20 protein-coding genes are annotated in these 18,524 nt (G+C 49.4%); 19 read left to right on the forward strand and 1 reads right to left on the reverse strand.

From position 1 onward, the window contains the following. Window positions 1–72 precede the first annotated feature (72 nt). From rpsP to SFW65_05910, 18 genes are all read left to right on the forward strand, one after another. A complete protein-coding gene (gene rpsP, locus SFW65_05825; protein ID MDX1922626.1) occupies window positions 73–450 on the forward strand; it encodes a 30S ribosomal protein S16 in 378 nt (125 codons plus the stop codon). Between the two features lie 16 nt (window positions 451–466). Then, window positions 467–1,048, forward strand: a complete 582-nt coding sequence (rimM, locus tag SFW65_05830; protein MDX1922627.1) for a ribosome maturation factor RimM — start codon at window positions 467–469, stop codon at window positions 1,046–1,048. Beyond that, the gene (gene trmD / locus SFW65_05835) at window positions 1,045–1,788 is read left to right on the forward strand and encodes a tRNA (guanosine(37)-N1)-methyltransferase TrmD (GenBank protein MDX1922628.1); all 744 of its coding nucleotides are present in this window, start codon (window positions 1,045–1,047) and stop codon (window positions 1,786–1,788) included. The genes rimM and trmD overlap by 4 nt, the downstream gene beginning before the upstream one ends. 130 nt (window positions 1,789–1,918) lie before the next feature. Next, complete coding sequence (gene rplS / locus SFW65_05840) at window positions 1,919–2,317, forward strand: 50S ribosomal protein L19 (GenBank protein MDX1922629.1); 399 nt, start codon at window positions 1,919–1,921, stop codon at window positions 2,315–2,317. An 87-nt stretch (window positions 2,318–2,404) separates the two neighbouring features. Beyond that, entirely contained in the window at window positions 2,405–3,250 is an 846-nt protein-coding gene (gene murI, locus SFW65_05845) for a glutamate racemase (protein ID MDX1922630.1), read from the forward strand. Between the two features lie 87 nt (window positions 3,251–3,337). Continuing rightward, window positions 3,338–4,750: a 3-isopropylmalate dehydratase large subunit gene (gene leuC / locus SFW65_05850; protein ID MDX1922631.1), complete on the forward strand. Its 1,413-nt coding sequence runs from the start codon at window positions 3,338–3,340 to the stop codon at window positions 4,748–4,750. A gap of 20 nt (window positions 4,751–4,770) precedes the next feature. Further along, window positions 4,771–5,430, forward strand: a complete 660-nt coding sequence (locus SFW65_05855) for a hypothetical protein (protein ID MDX1922632.1) — start codon at window positions 4,771–4,773, stop codon at window positions 5,428–5,430. Window positions 5,431–5,461: 31 nt separating this feature from the next. Next, window positions 5,462–5,677, forward strand: coding sequence for a DUF4177 domain-containing protein (locus SFW65_05860; protein MDX1922633.1), 216 nt, complete (start codon window positions 5,462–5,464; stop codon window positions 5,675–5,677). Beyond that, the gene (locus SFW65_05865) at window positions 5,674–5,931 is read left to right on the forward strand and encodes a hypothetical protein (protein ID MDX1922634.1); all 258 of its coding nucleotides are present in this window, start codon (window positions 5,674–5,676) and stop codon (window positions 5,929–5,931) included. The genes SFW65_05860 and SFW65_05865 overlap by 4 nt, the downstream gene beginning before the upstream one ends. Window positions 5,932–5,938: 7 nt before the next feature. Then, entirely contained in the window at window positions 5,939–6,535 is a 597-nt protein-coding gene (leuD, locus tag SFW65_05870; protein MDX1922635.1) for a 3-isopropylmalate dehydratase small subunit, read from the forward strand. A gap of 12 nt (window positions 6,536–6,547) precedes the next feature. Further along, entirely contained in the window at window positions 6,548–7,651 is a 1,104-nt protein-coding gene (gene leuB / locus SFW65_05875) for a 3-isopropylmalate dehydrogenase (GenBank protein MDX1922636.1), read from the forward strand. 248 nt (window positions 7,652–7,899) lie between these two features. Then, window positions 7,900–8,703 (forward strand): hypothetical protein, encoded by an 804-nt coding sequence (locus tag SFW65_05880; protein ID MDX1922637.1) that lies wholly within the window; start codon window positions 7,900–7,902, stop codon window positions 8,701–8,703. A 178-nt stretch (window positions 8,704–8,881) separates the two neighbouring features. Then, on the forward strand, window positions 8,882–9,778 hold the full coding sequence (locus SFW65_05885) for a phage tail tip lysozyme (protein MDX1922638.1): 897 nt from the start codon (window positions 8,882–8,884) through the stop codon (window positions 9,776–9,778). 15 nt (window positions 9,779–9,793) lie between these two features. Next, complete coding sequence (locus SFW65_05890; GenBank protein MDX1922639.1) at window positions 9,794–11,200, forward strand: glycoside hydrolase family 104 protein; 1,407 nt, start codon at window positions 9,794–9,796, stop codon at window positions 11,198–11,200. A gap of 43 nt (window positions 11,201–11,243) precedes the next feature. Then, window positions 11,244–12,845, forward strand: coding sequence for an alpha-amylase family glycosyl hydrolase (locus SFW65_05895; protein ID MDX1922640.1), 1,602 nt, complete (start codon window positions 11,244–11,246; stop codon window positions 12,843–12,845). A 75-nt stretch (window positions 12,846–12,920) separates the two neighbouring features. Next, window positions 12,921–14,729: a translation elongation factor 4 gene (gene lepA / locus SFW65_05900; protein ID MDX1922641.1), complete on the forward strand. Its 1,809-nt coding sequence runs from the start codon at window positions 12,921–12,923 to the stop codon at window positions 14,727–14,729. A gap of 590 nt (window positions 14,730–15,319) precedes the next feature. Beyond that, window positions 15,320–16,111 (forward strand): hypothetical protein, encoded by a 792-nt coding sequence (locus SFW65_05905; protein MDX1922642.1) that lies wholly within the window; start codon window positions 15,320–15,322, stop codon window positions 16,109–16,111. Window positions 16,112–16,239: 128 nt separating this feature from the next. Next, window positions 16,240–17,112, forward strand: coding sequence for a hypothetical protein (locus tag SFW65_05910; protein MDX1922643.1), 873 nt, complete (start codon window positions 16,240–16,242; stop codon window positions 17,110–17,112). Here the strand turns inward: SFW65_05910 and SFW65_05915 are convergent. Continuing rightward, on the reverse strand, window positions 17,048–17,902 hold the full coding sequence (locus tag SFW65_05915; protein ID MDX1922644.1) for a DUF4743 domain-containing protein: 855 nt from the start codon (window positions 17,900–17,902) through the stop codon (window positions 17,048–17,050). The two genes, SFW65_05910 and SFW65_05915, sit on opposite strands and share 65 nt — an antisense overlap. A 123-nt stretch (window positions 17,903–18,025) precedes the next feature. On the opposite strand from SFW65_05915, the gene SFW65_05920 reads away from it, so the two are divergent. Then, window positions 18,026–18,490, forward strand: coding sequence for a hypothetical protein (locus SFW65_05920; protein ID MDX1922645.1), 465 nt, complete (start codon window positions 18,026–18,028; stop codon window positions 18,488–18,490). Window positions 18,491–18,524: the final 34 nt, after the last annotated feature.

The following is an 18,524-nucleotide window of genomic DNA, read 5'->3' on the forward strand; positions in this document are numbered from 1 at the left end:
TATTCGAAGGGGGAGAATTGAAATCTGTATATTAAAACCAAGCGTACAACCAAGAGAGAGAAGGAAAAAACTATGTCAGTTAAAATCAGAATGTCACGTGGCGGCGCAAAGAAGCGTCCGTTCTATTCCATCGTTGTCGTAGATGGCCGCAAGGCACGCGATGCGCGTTACATCGAAAAGGTCGGCAGCTATAACCCGATGCTGGCGCAAGATAACCCGCAGCGTGTTCAACTGAATGCTGAACGCATTAAATACTGGGTTTCAAAGGGCGCGCAACCATCGGAACGCGTGGCTATTTTCATGCACAAAGCCGGTATCGGCCCCAAGGTTGAATACCGTCATGCGCCTATTAAGTCTGCGCCAAAGGCAAAGGCACAAGAACGCGCCAAGGCTGCTGCTGAAGCAAAGGCAAAAGCTGAAGAAAAACCAGCTGAAGAAAACGCAGCGTAATAGCGCATAACGCAAAATGAAACTCATCTTGGTTGGGCAATTCATTGCCGCACATGGCATCAAGGGGGAGGTAAAGGTCAAAAGCTTTACCGAAGATCCCTTGGGCTTGTGCGATTATAAAGTTGTTCAGGATGAGAGCGGTTCGAATAAATATCATTTAAAAATTATTGGCGAACATCAAGGCGCCCATAAAAATACATTGATTGCCAAGGTGAAGGGCATTGCAGACCGCAATGCTGCAGAGGCGTTGGTTCGCACCAAACCAAAATTATATGTGACGCGTGACCAGTTGCCGGAATTGAAAGATGGCCGTTATTATGTAGAAGATCTGAAAGGGTTTTCGGCGGTATCGGATAAAGGCAAGGTGATTGCAACGCTGACCGATATTCATAATTTTGGTGCGGGTGATATTCTGGTGTTGCAACCGCTGGAAGGTAAGGAATTTATGCTGCCGTTCAAGGAACCCTACGCGGGAGATTTGAACATCAAGAAACGCAGCATACGCATCATGATACCGCATGGCTGGCTTGCAGATGAAAAGCCACCAAAATCTGAAAAAGAAGCGGTAGAGAAGCCAACCAAGAAAAAAGCAAAATGAAACCCGCCATGAAATCCGCCATGAAAACATTGTGGAATGTTCATATTCTCACGTTGTTTCCGGAAATGTTTCCCGGGCTTTTGGGATACTCTTTGCCGGGTAAGGCGCTGGAAAACGGCATCTGGAATTTGCAAGCCATTCAGATCCGCGACTTTGCTACCGATAAGCATAAGACGGTGGATGATACACCCTATGGTGGCGGCGCGGGCATGGTGATGAAGCCTGATGTGCTCGATGCTGCGCTAAGCAGTTTGCCAGAGGGTACCCGTAAAATTTACTTGAGCCCGCGCGGTAAAAAATTGGATCAGGCACTGTTGCATGAGCTTTCGAATGAAATGAATGTCGGCTTGTTATGCGGCAGGTATGAAGGGATTGATCAGCGTGTGATCGATGCGCAGGGATTGGAAGAAGTAAGCCTTGGTGATTTTGTGTTGGCAGGCGGCGAAGTTGCCGCGATGGCGTTAATTGAAGGCGTGGTGCGTTTATTGCCCGGCGTGTTGGGAAATGCGGAAACGGTCGATGAAGAAAGCTTTGCCGCAGGATTGCTGGAATATCCGCATTACACCAAACCCGCGAGCTGGAAGGGTATGGATGTGCCGGATGTACTGCTTTCGGGGGACCATGGAAAAGTTAAGGAATGGCGCTTAAACCAAGCCAAGGACCTCACCAAGGCGCGCCGCGCCGACCTTTGGCAGCGCTATGAGGCCTTAAATACCGGTAATATTAGGCAAAAAAAATAGTAATTTAGGCCCAGTATTTCTATTGCACAGATGCCTGTTTTTGTGGTTATTAGGCCACTTATTAAGTCGCATATTGCTATCCGAAAACCAGAAACCACTTTTCGGGAATATGCTATATTAGGAGTTACCAATGAACTTGTTACAAAAAGTTGAAGCCGCACAGATCAAGAAGCTGACCGGCGCAAACGCAAATGCCATTCCCGATTTCGCGCCGGGCGATACCGTGCGCGTGAATGTGCGCGTTATTGAAGGAACCCGCGAACGTATTCAGGCGTATGAAGGTTTGGTTGTGGCACGCAAAAATGCTGGCCTCAATTCATCATTCACTGTGCGCAAGATCAGCCTTGGTGAAGGCGTTGAACGTGTATTCCCGCTTTACAGCCCACGTCTTGAATCCATCAAGTTGGTGCGCCGTGGTGAAGTTCGCCGCGCCAAGCTATATTACCTGCGTGATCGTCGCGGTAAATCCGCACGTATTGCTGAACGTACCACCGGCTTTGGTATGGACAGCCAAGAAGGTCAGGAATAATTTCCAAACTTTCTAAAACAACATATTTCAAAAAGGCCGCTGATTTTAGCGGCCTTTTTTATTGGTGCCCTTTTTGGAATAAGTGTGATGATCGGTTTATTTGATACAGGCCATGGCGGGCTTACCATCTATCAGGCGCTGGCCAAGGAATTGCCGCAGCGCAATTTTGTCTATTTTGGAGATCATGCCAACGCGCCATATGGCATGAAGCCAGCACAGGAAATTCTTGAACTCACAAAGGCCGCGATTGAAATGTTGTTTGGCATTAACGAGAACGGGGGCTGCCGATTGGTTGTTTTGGCATGCAATACGGCAACTGCGGTTGCGTTGCGCACATTACAGCAGCAATGGTTACCGCATAGCATTCACAGCGATAAGCGCGTGCTTGGCATTATTGTGCCAACAGTGGAAGTTGCCACAGCAACGCATGAGGATGCGAGCGAGACGTTAGCGGTATTTGGCACGCAGCGCACAATCGAATCCGGCGTTTATGAAATTGAGATTCACAAGCGTAATCCCAAGGCCAAGGTGATTGCGCAAACCTGCCGGCAATTGGCAGGCGCGATTGAAAACAGCGCAAGCGAAAACGAATTGGAACAATTAGTGAGTGAAGCGGTGCGCGAATGTTTGCAAAAAACGAATGGTGCTGCCCCGCAGCGCGCATTATTAGGCTGCACCCATTTCCCGATTGTGGAGCATTTGTTTAGAAAACATTTGCCGCAGTCCACGCAGATTTTATCACAAGGCGCGGCAGTCGCAGACCGGTTAATTGATTATTTGCAGCGGCACCCGGAATTTGCACAGCATGAAAAGAAGCGCCAAGATCTGTTCCTTACCAGCGGTGATGCGCAGCGCGTTTCGCGCGATGCCGCGCGCTTTCTGGGGGTTTCCCTCCCCTTTGAAACTGCCTTAAAAAACACAATCCTCAATTAATCCAAGTAGCATAAGCACTTTATGCAAGGCGTTTGCATTGAAGATGCGTTTATGGGAAAAAATCGCTCCGTTACTATGTGGAATAAAATGACCAAAGCTAAAACCTTATACGATAAAATCTGGGAACATCACGTTGTGAAAACCTTGCCCGATGGCACGGCGATTTTGTATATCGACCGTCATTTGGTGCATGAAGTAACCAGCCCGCAGGCATTTGAAGGCTTGCGTATGAGCGGACGCAAAGTGCGCCAGCCTGCGGCAACCCTTGCCGTTGCCGACCACAACGTGCCAACATCTGCTGACCGCTTGAAAGGGATTAAAGAGGAAGAATCGCGCATTCAGGTTGCGGCGCTCGCCGAGAACACCAAGGAATTCGGCATTCAATATTTCGATATGGCCGATAAGCGCCAAGGCATCGTGCACATTATTGGACCCGAACAGGGATTGACGCAGCCCGGCATGACCATTGTATGCGGCGATAGCCATACATCAACCCACGGCGCATTTGGCGCATTGGCGTTCGGTATTGGGACTTCGGAAGTGGAGCATGTGCTTGCAACCCAGACGTTGCTCGCGAAGCCTTCCAAAAATATGAAAATTGAAGTGACGGGTAAAATCGGTTTCGGCGTAACGCCCAAAGATATTATCCTGGCAATTATTGGTGTGACGGGAACGGCCGGCGGCACAGGCTATGTAATCGAATATGTGGGCGATGTGTTCAAGGAAATGAGCATGGAAGGCCGCATGACTGTATGCAACATGAGCATCGAAGCGGGCGCGCGTGCCGGGTTAGTTGCGCCCGATGAAACGACCTTTGCGTATTTGAAAGGTCGCCCAATGGCTCCGCAAGGAAAAGCATGGGATGATGCAGTTGCGTATTGGCGCACATTACCCAGTGATGCGGGCGCACAATATGACAAGGTGTTCACGTTGGATGGCTCGAAGATCGCTCCGCAAGTCACATGGGGAACCAGCCCGCAAGATGTTTTACCGATTACCGGCACTGTACCGAACCCAGCTGATATCGCTGATGAAAATCATCGTGGTTCCGTTGAACGCGCACTCAATTATATGGGTTTAACGCCGGGAACGAAATTGACCGATGTGGCAATCGATAAAGTGTTTATCGGTTCATGCACCAATGGACGCATCGAGGATATTCGTGCAGCAAGCCAAGTTATTCGCGGACGTAAAGTTGCAAAGCATGTGTACGCAATGGTGGTTCCAGGTTCGGGCTTGGTGAAAGAACAAGCCGAAGCAGAAGGGTTGGATAAATTATTTAAGGATGCCGGATTTGACTGGCGTGAGCCCGGTTGTTCCATGTGTTTGGCGATGAATGAAGACAAGTTGCAACCAGGCGAACGCTGCGCATCCACATCCAATCGCAATTTCGAAGGTCGCCAAGGCCGCGGCGGCCGCACGCATTTGCTTAGCCCCGAAATGGCTGCTGCGGCTGCGATTACCGGTAAGTTGGCAGATGTACGCGAATTGGTGAAATAACGCTTTTGAATGGGTTGACGATGTTACAACGAACAGCACCTTTGCGCCGCCCTGATAATTATGCGGAATTAAACGTGCCGCCCCCCGTGAAAGGGTTGGTTGTATATGTGGAGGATATGGGCGGCTACGACAAGGTTGTATTTACAACCGATGCACAGCCCAAGACGCATTTTGTGGTTTATGCACCGCATTTGAATGAGCGCCATAAATCGAATATCCACAAAGGCAACGGATTAATCTTGCGGCGCGCATCAAGTCATCACGCGTTTGGCGTTGCGTCGATCCGCGCGTTTTTGGAAACGGGCGTGAATAAAAATCTGCCGCGTTCGAAATGGCAAACCGTGCGTTTGGGTATGACACCCTTTTATCTAAGTCCCAAAGATATCGGCACACAGGTGATTGCAGGCAAAGTGGATGAAATGGTGCAGTGGGAAAAAGGCTGGCACAACATGGTGGTCGAAAATGGCAGGGGGCTTAGCCATTTAGCTGTGCCCGAAGGAGATCTGGTACGTGATGCGTGGCATGCGCAGGAGTTTCGTGATGCGCCAACCTTGCGGGTTAAAAACCGCGACCGCATCGTGGCGTTTCCGGAAATGGATGTTGCATTTTTCTATGAAAGAAACGGTGGATTCAGAGGGGCTTCCCCTGTAAAACCAAGCAGGTTTCCCGCACCATTTTAGCAAGGACATAATTTTAGCAAGGACATGGGCTATGCGTGAATATAAAGTCGTAGTATATCGCGAACCGTTATTAGGCTCGTTGCTGCTGGGGGAATCCAAGGTTAACCCTGTGAAGTTCAGCGAATTTTTGAACAGTAATGCGAAAGAAGGCTGGCGCGTTATCACCATGGAACGTGAAAAGCGCCGCGAGTTATTATTGTTCTCCCGTGAAGCATTTCTGGTTGTTTTGGAAAGGGAAATCGCATGATTGAAGACCGCGCTAATCAAATCAGTGAAGCAAACCGTACACGCCGTTTACTGTTGAATATCCTGTTCATCATCATTGCAACTGCAGGCGGCATTTTTGTTCTGGATTTGTGGTTTGATATTTTATCTTGGGCAGTGATGGGCAAGGTTTTGCTCACGCTCATTATCACGGCGGGAATACTGGGGATATGGATGGTTATTAAAGCCTATATCCGCGAAGAAGAGTCGATGACCAAAGACAAGTTTTTGAATTAGGAGCGCCATGCAGGCCTTTACAAAACTCACCGGAATTGCAGCGCCGTTGCCGATTATCAATATCGACACGGATATGATTATTCCAAAGCAATTTTTAAAGACCATCAAGCGGTCGGGGCTTGGAAAAAACCTGTTCGATGAAATGCGTTTCGCGGCAGATGGCAAGGAAATTCCTGATTTCGTTTTAAACCGCGAGCCCTACCGCAAGGCGAGTATTCTGGTGACGGGCGAAAACTTCGGTTGCGGGTCAAGCCGCGAACATGCGCCTTGGGCGCTTTTAGATTTTGGCATTCGCTGTGTAATTGCGCCAAGCTTTGCCGATATTTTCCATAATAACTGTTTTCAAAACGGTATTTTGCCAGTGCAATTACCGCAAGACCAGGTTGACCAGTTGATGGAAGATGCAAAGCAGGGACGCGAAATCACTGTGGATTTAGAGGCGCAGACGGTCAAGGCAGGTAATAAGCAATTCAGCTTCACTATCGATGCGCTGCGTAAGGATCGCATGCTTAAAGGCCTTGATGCTGTTGGTATTACTTTGCAACATCAAGATGACATTGCTGCGTTTGAAGAAAAGCGTAAAGCAAACCAAAGCTGGACTTAAACAGGAAATATTATGTCAAAGACCTACAACATTCTCGTGCTTCCCGGCGATAATATCGGCCATGAAGTGATGGAACCTGTTAAAAAACTTATCACCTATTTCAAAAACAAGGGCGCACGGTTTGAGGTAAGCGAAGATGTGGTTGGCGGTACCGCTTATGACAAATATGGAACGTCATTGCATGATACGACACTGGCAGCAGCCAAGGCCGCAGATGTGGTCATGTTGGGCGCGGTGGGCGGACCAAAATGGGACAAGGTGGATTATGCCCAGCGCCCCGAAGCGGCATTATTAAAGCTCCGCAAGGAGCTGGATTTATTTGCCAATCTTCGCCCAGCGATAGTGTTTGATGCGCTGTTGGATGCCAGCACGCTAAAGCCGGAAGTTGTGAAGGGCCTTGATATCATGATTGTCCGTGAATTGACTGGCGGCGTTTATTTTGGCGAGCCGCGCGGCATTTTCGATATGGGTAATGGCGTGCGTAAAGGTGTGAACACGCAGGTTTATACAACGCCCGAAATTCAGCGTGTGGCGCGTGTGGCGTTTGAATTGGCGCGTAAACGCGGCAACAAAGTATGCTCATCGGAAAAAGCCAATGTGATGGAAAGCGGCCGTTTATGGCGCGAAGAAGTCACCAAGCTGCATGAAACGGAATTTAAGGATGTGGAATTAACGCATATGTATGCCGATGCGGTAGCAATGGTGTTGCTGCGTAACCCGAAAAGCTTTGATGTAATTGTGACAGATAATTTGTTTGGTGATATTCTATCTGATGAAGCATCGATGCTGACAGGTTCACTTGGCATGTTGCCATCGGCAAGTCTTGGCGCGCCTGATAAGCATGGCAAACAGAACTCGCTATATGAACCCATTCATGGCAGCGCGCCGGATATTGCAGGACAAGATAAGGCGAACCCGCTTGCAACTATTCTCAGTTTTGCCATGGCGCTTAAATATTCACTTGGCATGCCTGATGAATGCGCTGCGCTGGAACGCGCAGTTGCCAAGGTGCTGGAGCAGAATATTCGCACGGTTGATATTGCGGCCGTCGGTGTAAAACCGGTTGGCACACAGGCCATGGGTGATGCGGTGCTTAAGGCGCTGGAAAACGCATAAGCTATAATTTAGGCAGAAAAATTAACCATACTGCTTCAAGAAACGCAGGAAACCTGCGACGAGAATGAAGCGTAGTTAATCTCTCCTTCACCACATTTTAAGCTGAAAAACCTATAATAAGCCCAGTAAAAAGTACTTTTTAAAGGGATAGGGATGCCTGCGCAGGTCAACAACCTTGCCGCACACGCGATCCCTGCAATGCCACACGGTATTGCAGAGCATGGCGCGCGTCCCTACGTGGTGATGTAATGGCACGTCATCCTGCTAATCGAGATCCACGATCTAATCCACATGCAATTATTGATCGCAGACAGTTCGAGCGTGAATTGTTTGATGCGCATGGAAGGCCAACCCCTGTCATGTTTGCGTTTGCAGGACGCATGCAGAAAGAAGTGGGCGCTCAAGGCACCGACGCACAAATGGCGTGGGCTGAAACTGTTTTTAATCGTAGCGCCGCGCGCAACCATACACTGAATTATGAATTACGTAATCATGGCAATTACAACTATTGGCCGCGGCACCAGCCTGATCCTGGTTATTCAAATAATCCTGCTTTCATCGAGATGATTACCAAGGTTATGAGAAACGGAACTAATTTAAGCTTGGGCGCAACCGGTAATGCGTCTGAAAATGTCGGCGTGGGTAGGGAAACCTTCCGTTCACGCGGAGAACGCTTCGGCGTTGAAACTCCAGATTCCGGTTGGTGGAATAACCGTTTTGCTAGTCTTATTCGCGGGGTTGGACGTTTTATCGGCGATGTGGCGAGCGTGATTGGCAACACGATTGCAACTGTTGCAACGGGTGTTGTGAATGCGGGACGCTGGGTCATGAATAGGATTTCGGATATGTTTTCGCCGCCGCCCCCCGCCGTGCATCCACACGCACCAGCGCCGCCGCATCATCCGAGTTATGTGCCACAGCAACCACCAGAACGCAGGATAATGACACCGCAAAGCGTCACGCACACCGCATGGGTGATGCACCGTCATACGACAACCACTTTGCCTGAACCTCGCCCTGAACCACACCGCCCGACACGGCCGACCGTATAAAACGCGCTCATTAACCATATAAAGAAATAACTCAATTTGGCGCGTGTGAATAATGCGTTGTAATTCCTTATCAAGATTGCAGCAAACACCGCGTGCGTTAACGCTTATTTCACCAAGTTTTAATGATAAGAAATTAAAGTAAGTATAAATAGATAAGCTTTTATTTAAAGGGCGAATAATGGTCGCTGCCAGACATCATAGTGATCAACGAAACGACCCCGCTGCAAATCGCCGGCGTGTGCTGGAACACCTTACGACGGCTTATAATTTTCAGCAGCATCAGATCCAAGCGGTCATGGCCGCCATTCAGCATGAATCCACATTCCGATTGGGCGTTGTTGGCGATAGAAATTTGGGCAGAGGCCGTGAAGCCTATGGCTTGTTCCAGTGGCGTGAGGAACGCAAGCACGGGCTTGATCGTTTTGTTGCCGCGCGCCCGCATCAAGATGAGGTCACCGCGCATGTCGATTATGCCATGCATGAAATGGGCATCGCGCGGCGTGATAATTCCAACGTGCCCGGGCCAAGATGGAATATTGAAGTCGTTCCCGGAAATATGCTGCGGCGTGCAACAAATCTGGCGCAGGCCGTAGAAGCGATGCATCGCTTCGAGCGTTATGATAACCGTTTTGGGGAAACGAATAAAAGACACCGCACCGCCATGGGTTTTTTCCGCGAGGTGGGCGATGCCATCCAGCGTGCATTTACTGTGGTGCGTGATGCGGCAGTTGGTGCATTCAACTATGTATTTGGTGGAAGACAGCCAGACCCGCCGCATCCGGATGCGCATCACCCTGACGCGCGCCGTCCTGAAGCGCCTCCTCACGTGACCACTACAACCAGCGTGTGGCGCATGCAGCGCCATACCAGCGCTGATATGGGAACCCAAGAACACCGTGAGCAAGTTTCCTATACCCAATACGGTGTGCCGATACGTTCCCCCGAACAACGTCCGTTGGGACAGGTTGTGCCGATGAAACGGCCTATAACAGCTGGCCCACATCTGCATCCCGCGCCTGCATTTGTAATGCACAGGCATAGACAGCCGGATGAACCGCATCCACCGCGCGCATAAGTTACGGGCATGGGAATGACAAACTATCCACGTTCACCACGGTACTCGGAATACGAAGCCGCATTGCAACATCCCAATGTGCGCGCGTTTCTTGATGCAATTGCCAAAGCCGAAGGAACCTATCGGCGCGGTGACGACGGATATAATATTGTTGTGGGGCACAGCCAGTTCAATAACGGCTATGCCGAACATCCGCGCAGAATGGTGCAGTTGAATCCGCGGCTGCGTTCAAACGCAGCGGGCCGTTATCAGTTTATCAGCACGACATGGGACCGTATTGCGCGTACCTATGGGTATAATGATTTCAAACCCCACACGCAAGATATTGCAGCGGTATCGCTGATTGCAGAACGCGGTGCATTGCAGGCTGTTATGCGCGGCGATATTCAACGTGCTGCGCATTTATGCCGTCAGGAATGGGCATCACTGCCGGGTTCGGAACACGGGCAGCGCACGGTATCTGTAAATAGTTTTCTGAAAGGATTTCGTGATGCGCTTGCAGAAATCGGGCGCGGCATTAACAATGTGTTCACATCAATCGGCAGTGCAATCGGCAATGCATTTCGCCCGCCAGCACCGCAGCAACACCCATTGCCACAAGTCCAGCAACACACGCAGCCACAAGGCTGGGTTATGCATCGCCATAACGGAGACCAGCAGCCAACACCCAGTGCAATACCGCTTCCAACACCAAGCGCGATACCAAGCGCAACACCTTCTTATTCGCCGCAGATGACGGCGCCGCTTAGTGACATGAGGCCAGAGCTAAGACATGCACCCAGCACAACGCCGATGGTGCCATGGGTGAATAACCGCGCGCCGGTTATTCCCAACCAGCAAACCAATGTGATTATGGGCGACAGTATTGGTGTGGGAGTGGGCCCGCAATATCCAGGCGTTAGAAATGTTGCAGAGGGCGGGAGGAGTATTGGTGTGGCCGCCAATCAGTTTGCTAGAGTGCCGCGTGGCAGCGTGGCCGATGTGTATTTAGGTACGAATAATGCACCTTATACGGCCGAACAAAACAGACAGCAAGTTCTTAAATTCTTAGCAGCAGCTGATAGGCAAGGTGTGCGCATCAATAACTGGATATTACCGGCTCATCATGAACGGTCCCGAGCAACCGATGCAGGACTTCAGCGCGTGGGTGATATTATTACCCAAACCATTCGTGAATATAATGCCGCGCATCCGGATCGTCCACCTATCCAAACCGTTGCAACGCGTGATCGGGGCGTTGTTCAATCGGCTGATGGCTATCATTTTACAGATAGAGGTAATCAGCAATTGAGAACCCTTGTCGCGCAGCAGGTACAAACATTGATTGCCAATACGGCGCGCCCGCCAGCCGTAGTGACGACAACCACCACCACAACGGCATGGGCCATGCAGCGGCATACGCCGCCGCACACCTCGGCGTAATATATTTCTTGCGAAGCTGTGCGAGTAGATTAAGCTAATCGCAATGCTTATTTATCAAATCTATCCCCGTTCGTTTAAAGACAGCAACGCCGATGGTGTTGGCGATTTGCGCGGTATTCTGGAAAAACTTTCCTATATTGTGCGCTTGGGCGTAGATGCGATTTGGATTTCGCCATTTGTCAAATCGCCGCAAAAAGATTTCGGATATGATGTCAGCGATTACTGCGATGTGGATCCGCGCTTTGGCACACTGAATGATTTTAAAAAGCTGTTGGCCGAAGCACATAAGAACAAGCTGAAGGTGCTGATGGATCAGGTATGGTGCCATTGCAGCGATGCACACCCATGGTTTGTGGAGAGCTGCAGCAGTCTAAAAAACCCCAAAGCTGATTGGTTTATCTGGGCCGATGCAAAACCGGATGGCACACCGCCCAATAACTGGCTTTCCTATTTTGGTGGTGGTGCATGGGCGTGGGATACAACGCGCCAGCAATATTATTTTCACCAGTTTCTTGAAAGCCAGCCGACGTTCAATTTGCGCAATCCTGCTTTGCGTAAAATGATTATGAGTATCGGGAAGTTCTGGCTGGAAATGGGCGTGGATGGCTTCCGGCTTGATGCTATTCATACCGGTTTTGCCGATCCGAAGTTGCGCAATAATCCTGCGCGGCCCAAAAACATGCCGGTTGCGCCGGATGTTCCAAAAGACATTCCGCAGGCGCGGCAAATTCGCCTGCACAGCGAAGGGCATGCTGAAACGCTACCGTTTCTTGAAGAGCTTCGTAAGCTTGCCAACCGATACGGGGCAGTATTGCTAGGCGAAGTGGGCGGCGAGAACCCGCTTGCGCGCGCCGCGCTTTATACGCAGCGTCATCGCTTGCATATGAGTTACACCTTTGGTCTGCTCAAGAACGTGCCCGATGCCACATCATTTGCAAAAACTGTCGCGCTGGCTGAAGAAACCAAACCATCCGATACGGAGTTTTGTTATGCATTATCAAACCATGATGTGATGCGGGTTGCATCACGGTGGGGCAGTGGTCATGCATCGCGCGTTGCAGTGATGTTTGGTCTTTCGCTGCCGGGTTCCTATTGCATGTATCAGGGCGAAGAATTGGGCCTGCCGGAAGCCGATGTACCGTATGAAAAAATGGTTGATCCGTTTGGGCTCGCGTTTTATCCGAAATTCAAAGGACGCGATGGATGTAGAACGCCCATGCCATGGAACGGGTATGCGTCTGGTGCAGGATTCAGCACATCGCGCAGCACGTGGTTGCCAATCAGTGAAACGCACAAAATGCTGGCGGTGGATATTCAGGAGCGCAGCAAAGAAAGTCATTTGCATTTTACACGCCGTGCTATTGCGTGGCGCAAGACACAACCCGCGTTACAAGGGCATGGCTTTAAGCCCATCAAAACGAAGGGTAGCATGATTGCTTTCGAACGGTTCGATAAGAAACAGCGCCTGCATTTTGTATTTAACCTTGGGTCTTCATCGGCGAACTATAAAGTTCCCCCGCATGCGGAGATGGTTTATGAAGCCAGTATTGGCGCGTTGCATCAGAAAAACAGCCTTGTGTTAAAGCCCATGAGCTGCGCTGTGTTAGCGATAAAACCATCCAAAAAAGCCCAAAAAAGCAGATAATAATTCGGTTTTGTTTAAAGCCTTTATGCGCTATCAATAGCGCCACCTAAAACGCTGCCACGAGCTTATACATCAATGTCCGTTCCATTATCCCATATTCGAAATTTTGCAATCATCGCGCATATTGACCACGGTAAATCGACGCTTGCTGACCGGCTGATTGAATTTTGCGGCGGTATTGAAAAGCGCGATATGAAAGAACAGATGCTGGATAGCATGGATATCGAGCGTGAACGCGGTATTACGATTAAAGCGCAAACCGTTCGATTGAATTATAAAGCATTGAATGGCGAGATGTATCAGTTGAATCTGATGGATACACCAGGCCATGTGGATTTTGCCTATGAAGTTAGCCGCAGTCTGGCGGCATGCGAGGGCAGTATTCTGGTGGTTGATGCAAGTCAGGGCGTTGAAGCGCAAACGCTGGCCAATGTGTATCAGGCGATTAACAATAATCACGAAATTATTCCTGTGTTGAACAAGGTGGATTTGCCCGCCGCCGATATCGACCGCGTAAAGACACAGATTGAAGATGTGATCGGGCTGGATGCCAGTGATGCCGTGTGCGTTTCGGCAAAAACAGGGCTGAATATTCAGGATGTATTAGAAGCGGTAGTGCACCGCTTGCCTCCGCCCAAAGGCGATAAAGATGCGCCATTAAAGGCATTACTGGTGGATAGCTGGTATGACGCATATCTTGGCGTGGTTATTCTGGTGCGCATTTTTGAAGGCGAGCTGAAGGAAGATATGAAGGTGCGCTTCATGGCCGCTGGTGCAACACATCAAGTAGAACGTGTTGGTTATTTCACACCAAAAAAAATCCCAGTTCCATCGTTGTTGCCGGGTGAAATGGGTTACATCACGGCAGGTATTAAAACCATTACCGATACCAAGGTTGGCGATACGATTACCGAAGAGCGACGTCAAGCAACAGAAGCGTTGCCAGGGTTCAAACCATCGGTTCCAGTGGTGTTCTGCGGATTATTTCCGTCCGATGCAGCGGAGTTCGAAACGCTGCGCGATTCACTGGGGAAGTTGGTGCTCAATGATTCTAGTTTCCACTTTGAAGGCGAAACATCCGCTGCACTTGGCTTGGGTTTCCGCTGTGGTTTCCTTGGCTTGTTGCATCTGGAAATCATTCAAGAGCGTTTGGAGCGGGAGTTTAATCTTGATTTAATCACGACTGCGCCGTCGGTGGTTTATAAGCTGCACATGACCGATGGCAGTTTAATGGAAATTCACAATCCGGTTGATATGCCGGATGTGATGCGCATTGACCACATTGAAGAACCATGGATTAAGGCGACGATTTTAGTGCCGGATGAATATCTGGGTTCCATTTTAAAATTATGCGAAGACCGCCGCGGCGTGCAGGTGGATTTAACCTATGCCGGAACGCGCGCGATGCTGGTTTACCGGTTGCCGCTTAATGAAGTGGTGTTCGATTTTTATGACCGTTTGAAATCGGTAAGCCGTGGGTATGCCAGTTTTGACTATGCTATGGATGGCTATGAAACCGGTGATCTGGTGAAGATGAGCATTCTGGTGAACCAGGAACCCGTTGATGCGCTGGCTATGATTGTTCATAAAACCGCGGCAGAAAAACGCGGGCGTTCATTGTGCGAGCGATTAAAAGATTTAATTCCAAAGCAGATGTTCAAGATCGCGGTGCAGGCAGCGATTGGCGGCAAGATTATTGCACGTGAAGATATTTCAGCCATGCGCAAAGACGTAACCGCGAAATGCTATGGCGGCGATATTACGCGTAAGAAAAAACTGCTCGAAAAGCAGAAAGAAGGCAAAAAGCGCATGCGCCAATTCGGGCAGGTTGAAATCCCCCAAAGCGCATTTATTGCCGCCCTTAAATACGAAGATAATAAGTAAGTTGCGTGATAATGGGCTGCAAATGACAGCGTTGTTGCGCTTCCGGTGCTCACGTACTTAACGTGCGCTGCGCTCCGGTTCTCACAACACAGCATTTTCGCCGCATTCTGACGCAACTTAGGCCTGTTTATCCCAAAATTGTTGGTATTTCTGGTTAAAACTTGTGCTTAACGCGCTTGTTGGGGCCAATTACTTTCGCGTTTTTACAGTAGAATTGGAGGAGAGCATTTTTAAGGGATTTATACATGCACGCACCACAACGACCATTTGGAAAGGCGCCCGGGCGTAGCGCTTCGGACCGCGAGCGTGTGACAGGGTTTGCCGGATCAGATTCGCCCGGTCAAGAAATCGTCAGACAATTTGCTCGCGGCGAAATTTCTACTACTGCCGTGCCGGCTACGCCTATTTCGGTTGCCGTGCATCGATTGGGTCAATGGATAAAACGAGGACTGCATTTATGAGCAATATCATTCAATTCATTCGTTATTTATTGCGCTGGCGCCGTAGCTACTAAGTGATTCTACGCGCAGCTTTAAAAAAACGCCAAGTGCAGTTAAACTTGGGAAAAATAAATTTGCTTTTGAGGATGTATGACGGTTAACCCATTGGCCGCCCAAAAAAACAGTAAGCCTGCCGCAGTTTGTATTTGTATCCATTGCATGGACCGCCGCATTAACTCCAACGCAACCCACGGTGTTGAAGTATTTAAAATGTCAACCGCTGGCGCATCGTTTCCAGCGCCATCTGCCCAGCAATGCACCCAGGAAGATAGCCTGCATATTATTTTAGAGCGTGCAAAAGAAAGCGGCCAGACCGTTATCTCGGCATTTTCCGGCCATGAGGATTGCGTAGCTGTACAGAGCATCTGGAATGCTGCGCACAAGCCTGCAACCGAACGCAGCGAACGTGATGCGGCACGCCTTGCACCCTATGCGGCACTTGTCGAGCAGGTGCGCAGCCACACGATTGAGGAAACCGAACGCCTTCGTTTATTGACACAAGCCAAGACCTTGCAGGATATCAATCACGCATTTGCGTATGATGATATTCAAGCGGTGGTGAATGAGAATGAGTTGAGCATCGTTGCCTATTTTGAAGATGTGGTGACCGAACCGCACCGTTTGTATATTTTTGATGTGAAGCAAAATGTGTTTGTTTCAACCACAACGCGCTTGAAAGAGTTGTTAGAACAGCCTGAATTGCTTGAACAGTATGCGTTAAAAGCACCTGTAAATGTTGCTGCATTTGTTGAAGACAAGGCTGCGATTTACAAACAACGCCGATACGAAAAAGCCATTAAGTCGATGGTTGTTGACCGTGATGAACAAGATGCACAGGAAATCAGACCAGCGTTGCAAATTGCCCGGGTTGCGCGCAGTTAATCGGCATATCTCCCTTTCAAATCCTTAACTTCAGGCTATTTCCGTTGACGGCTTCGTGTTGCTCTGGCACAACCATGCGGTGCCGGATGCACTGTATTTTTAATTTTATTTAGAACTTATTTTTAAGCATGACTAATGTACAAACCATTACCTGCATGTGTTTCCGTTGTATGGATAAGCGCCTTGATACGCGCAAAACGCATGGCGGCGTTCAGTTTCTTGCGACCAATGCCGGAGCATCTATTCCGGTTTCCCCGCCACCTGAAAGCGATAAGCTTAGTGTTATTTTGGCATCGTTTTTCCTGCTTTATAGACATACCAAAGAAGATGACGGGTTATTAATCACCGCGCAATCGGGCCATTATGATTGTCTGGACGTAAAGAAAATCTGGGATGCAGCGACGAGTGGTGTGCCGATCACCCAGCGCTATGAGCGGACATTATATGAACCATATCTTGATCTGGCGCGGGATGTGCAGCGTATGGGATTGGATACCACCAATAGCTTGCGCTTATTGTCTGCTGCAAAAACACTTGCCGATATGAATAACTTTTTGACATATCCGGAAGTAGAAAAAGGCGTTCATTCCAATCATTTGAAGTTTGTTGTCTATTATGAAGACCCGACCACCACGCCGTATCGTCTGATGATTTATGATTTTGCCGCAAACCAGTATGTGGAACCAAAGCCAGCCACGTTCAGTTTCCTGAAGATGCGCTATACCAAAGCGGGTCCGAATTTGCTGGATGTGCAAGACAACATGCAATTGCTGTATCATTATGAAGTGCCGCGCCGGATTAATGTTACTCAATTTGTAGAACAGGAAGCGGCGCGTTTACGCGAAGGCACATCGATTTTATTGCCGCAGAATGGCAAGCGCCCGTTATCCAGCAAAGTTGTATCGGCGCTTACGCGTGAAAATGCCCGCTATGCGGTTAACTATGCGCGGAGTGCAGGCCTGCGCATAGCTCGGAATACCCCGCTTCGTCACTTTTTATAATTCCGTGACGGATAAAAAAATCAATCAGCACCAAATTGACATTGAACTTAAATGCATCTGTCGTGGTAATCAGATGCAGGACTTCGCTGGCCGGCATCAGGCGGAAATTTTCCACTTCGCCATCTTGATTATGCGGTGTGAAATCATTCGGGCATTTCAAATCAAACAGAAATAACGCATCCCGGCGAATGCTGTTTGGCAGTGCGCGCGTATAGGTGATGCACCCAACGGGTTTGGCAAGCGCGGCCAGCTTGGCTGGAACGCCGGCTTCTTCATGGGCTTCTTTGGCAAGATTTTCTTGCACGCTAAGGCCATGGGGCTGGCCGCCTGCGATCATGTGGTCGAACTTGCCGGGGTCGGTGCCGCGATCGGATGAGCGTTTGCCAACCCATAATGATATCGTGCCATCTTTTTTGACATAGCCATTGCAATGCACGCCGTAGGCGACAAAGCCAAGGAATGGGATAAGCGCGCGGTCAGCAAGGGCAACCGGTTCATCCTTGAACGATGATGCAACGCTGTAAAGCTCGAAGCGTTCCTTTGGAATAAATTTCTTTTCAATCAAATGATGCAAGATAGTGCGAAGTTGCTGCGTGCGACCATCTTGGTCGGCTTTTTCATCGGCGATAAAAAGCGTATGGTCTTTCTGTTCGAGCAATTTTGCATGGAGCAATTCGGTGGCGATATTTCTGTGCACGCGCCCCAAATCTTTGCCTGAAATGCTTAGCGGGGTGTAATTATCCCAGTTCACAGTATTGTTATGAATGATGTGGCGGTAGAGCGGGTGCATGGAAATGGAAGCAAAAATGGGTTATAGAAAAGCTAGGTTTATCATAGGTTTGGAAAAATTTAATCCTTTTTTATCGAGCTTTGGCTTAACCTTGCCGCTCGGCCCCGAAATCCCGATAAAGCCATGTTTGATTCCATTAAAGAAAATCTGCGCAAAGTGAATGAAGAACGTGCCAAAGCGCGTGAAGAGCAGGAACGTAAGGACCGCGCCAAGCAACAGCAGGAGAGCATCAATGCGCGGCTGAAGGAAGAGCGCGAACGCAAGATCGCCACTATCCGTGTCATTACGGGCGATGTAAAATACCGTTATGCAATTCTTGATACGTTGCGCGTCTTTTCGCATTACACGGCCGAGCCCGGTCAGCCGTATGACCCAACAGCATCATCCCAGCAAGCCACACGCATGATGCAGGAATTAGCATTTTCAACTGGCGCGGATGCTGTTATTCACGCGCAATACCAGATTGTGCGTTATACAACCAACCGCCGCAATTATGCCGATGTGCCGGTTTACGAAACCCATCTGTTTGGCACAGCCATTAAGGTTATGGGCCCGCCAACCGATTGGGAAGACCCCAAGCAAGGCTAAAAAGCCTGTATTTCCGCGCTTTTAATAGGCTTCT

The organism is Alphaproteobacteria bacterium (assembly GCA_033762625.1).
Taxonomy (GTDB): Bacteria; Pseudomonadota; Alphaproteobacteria; order UBA9219; family RGZA01; genus RGZA01.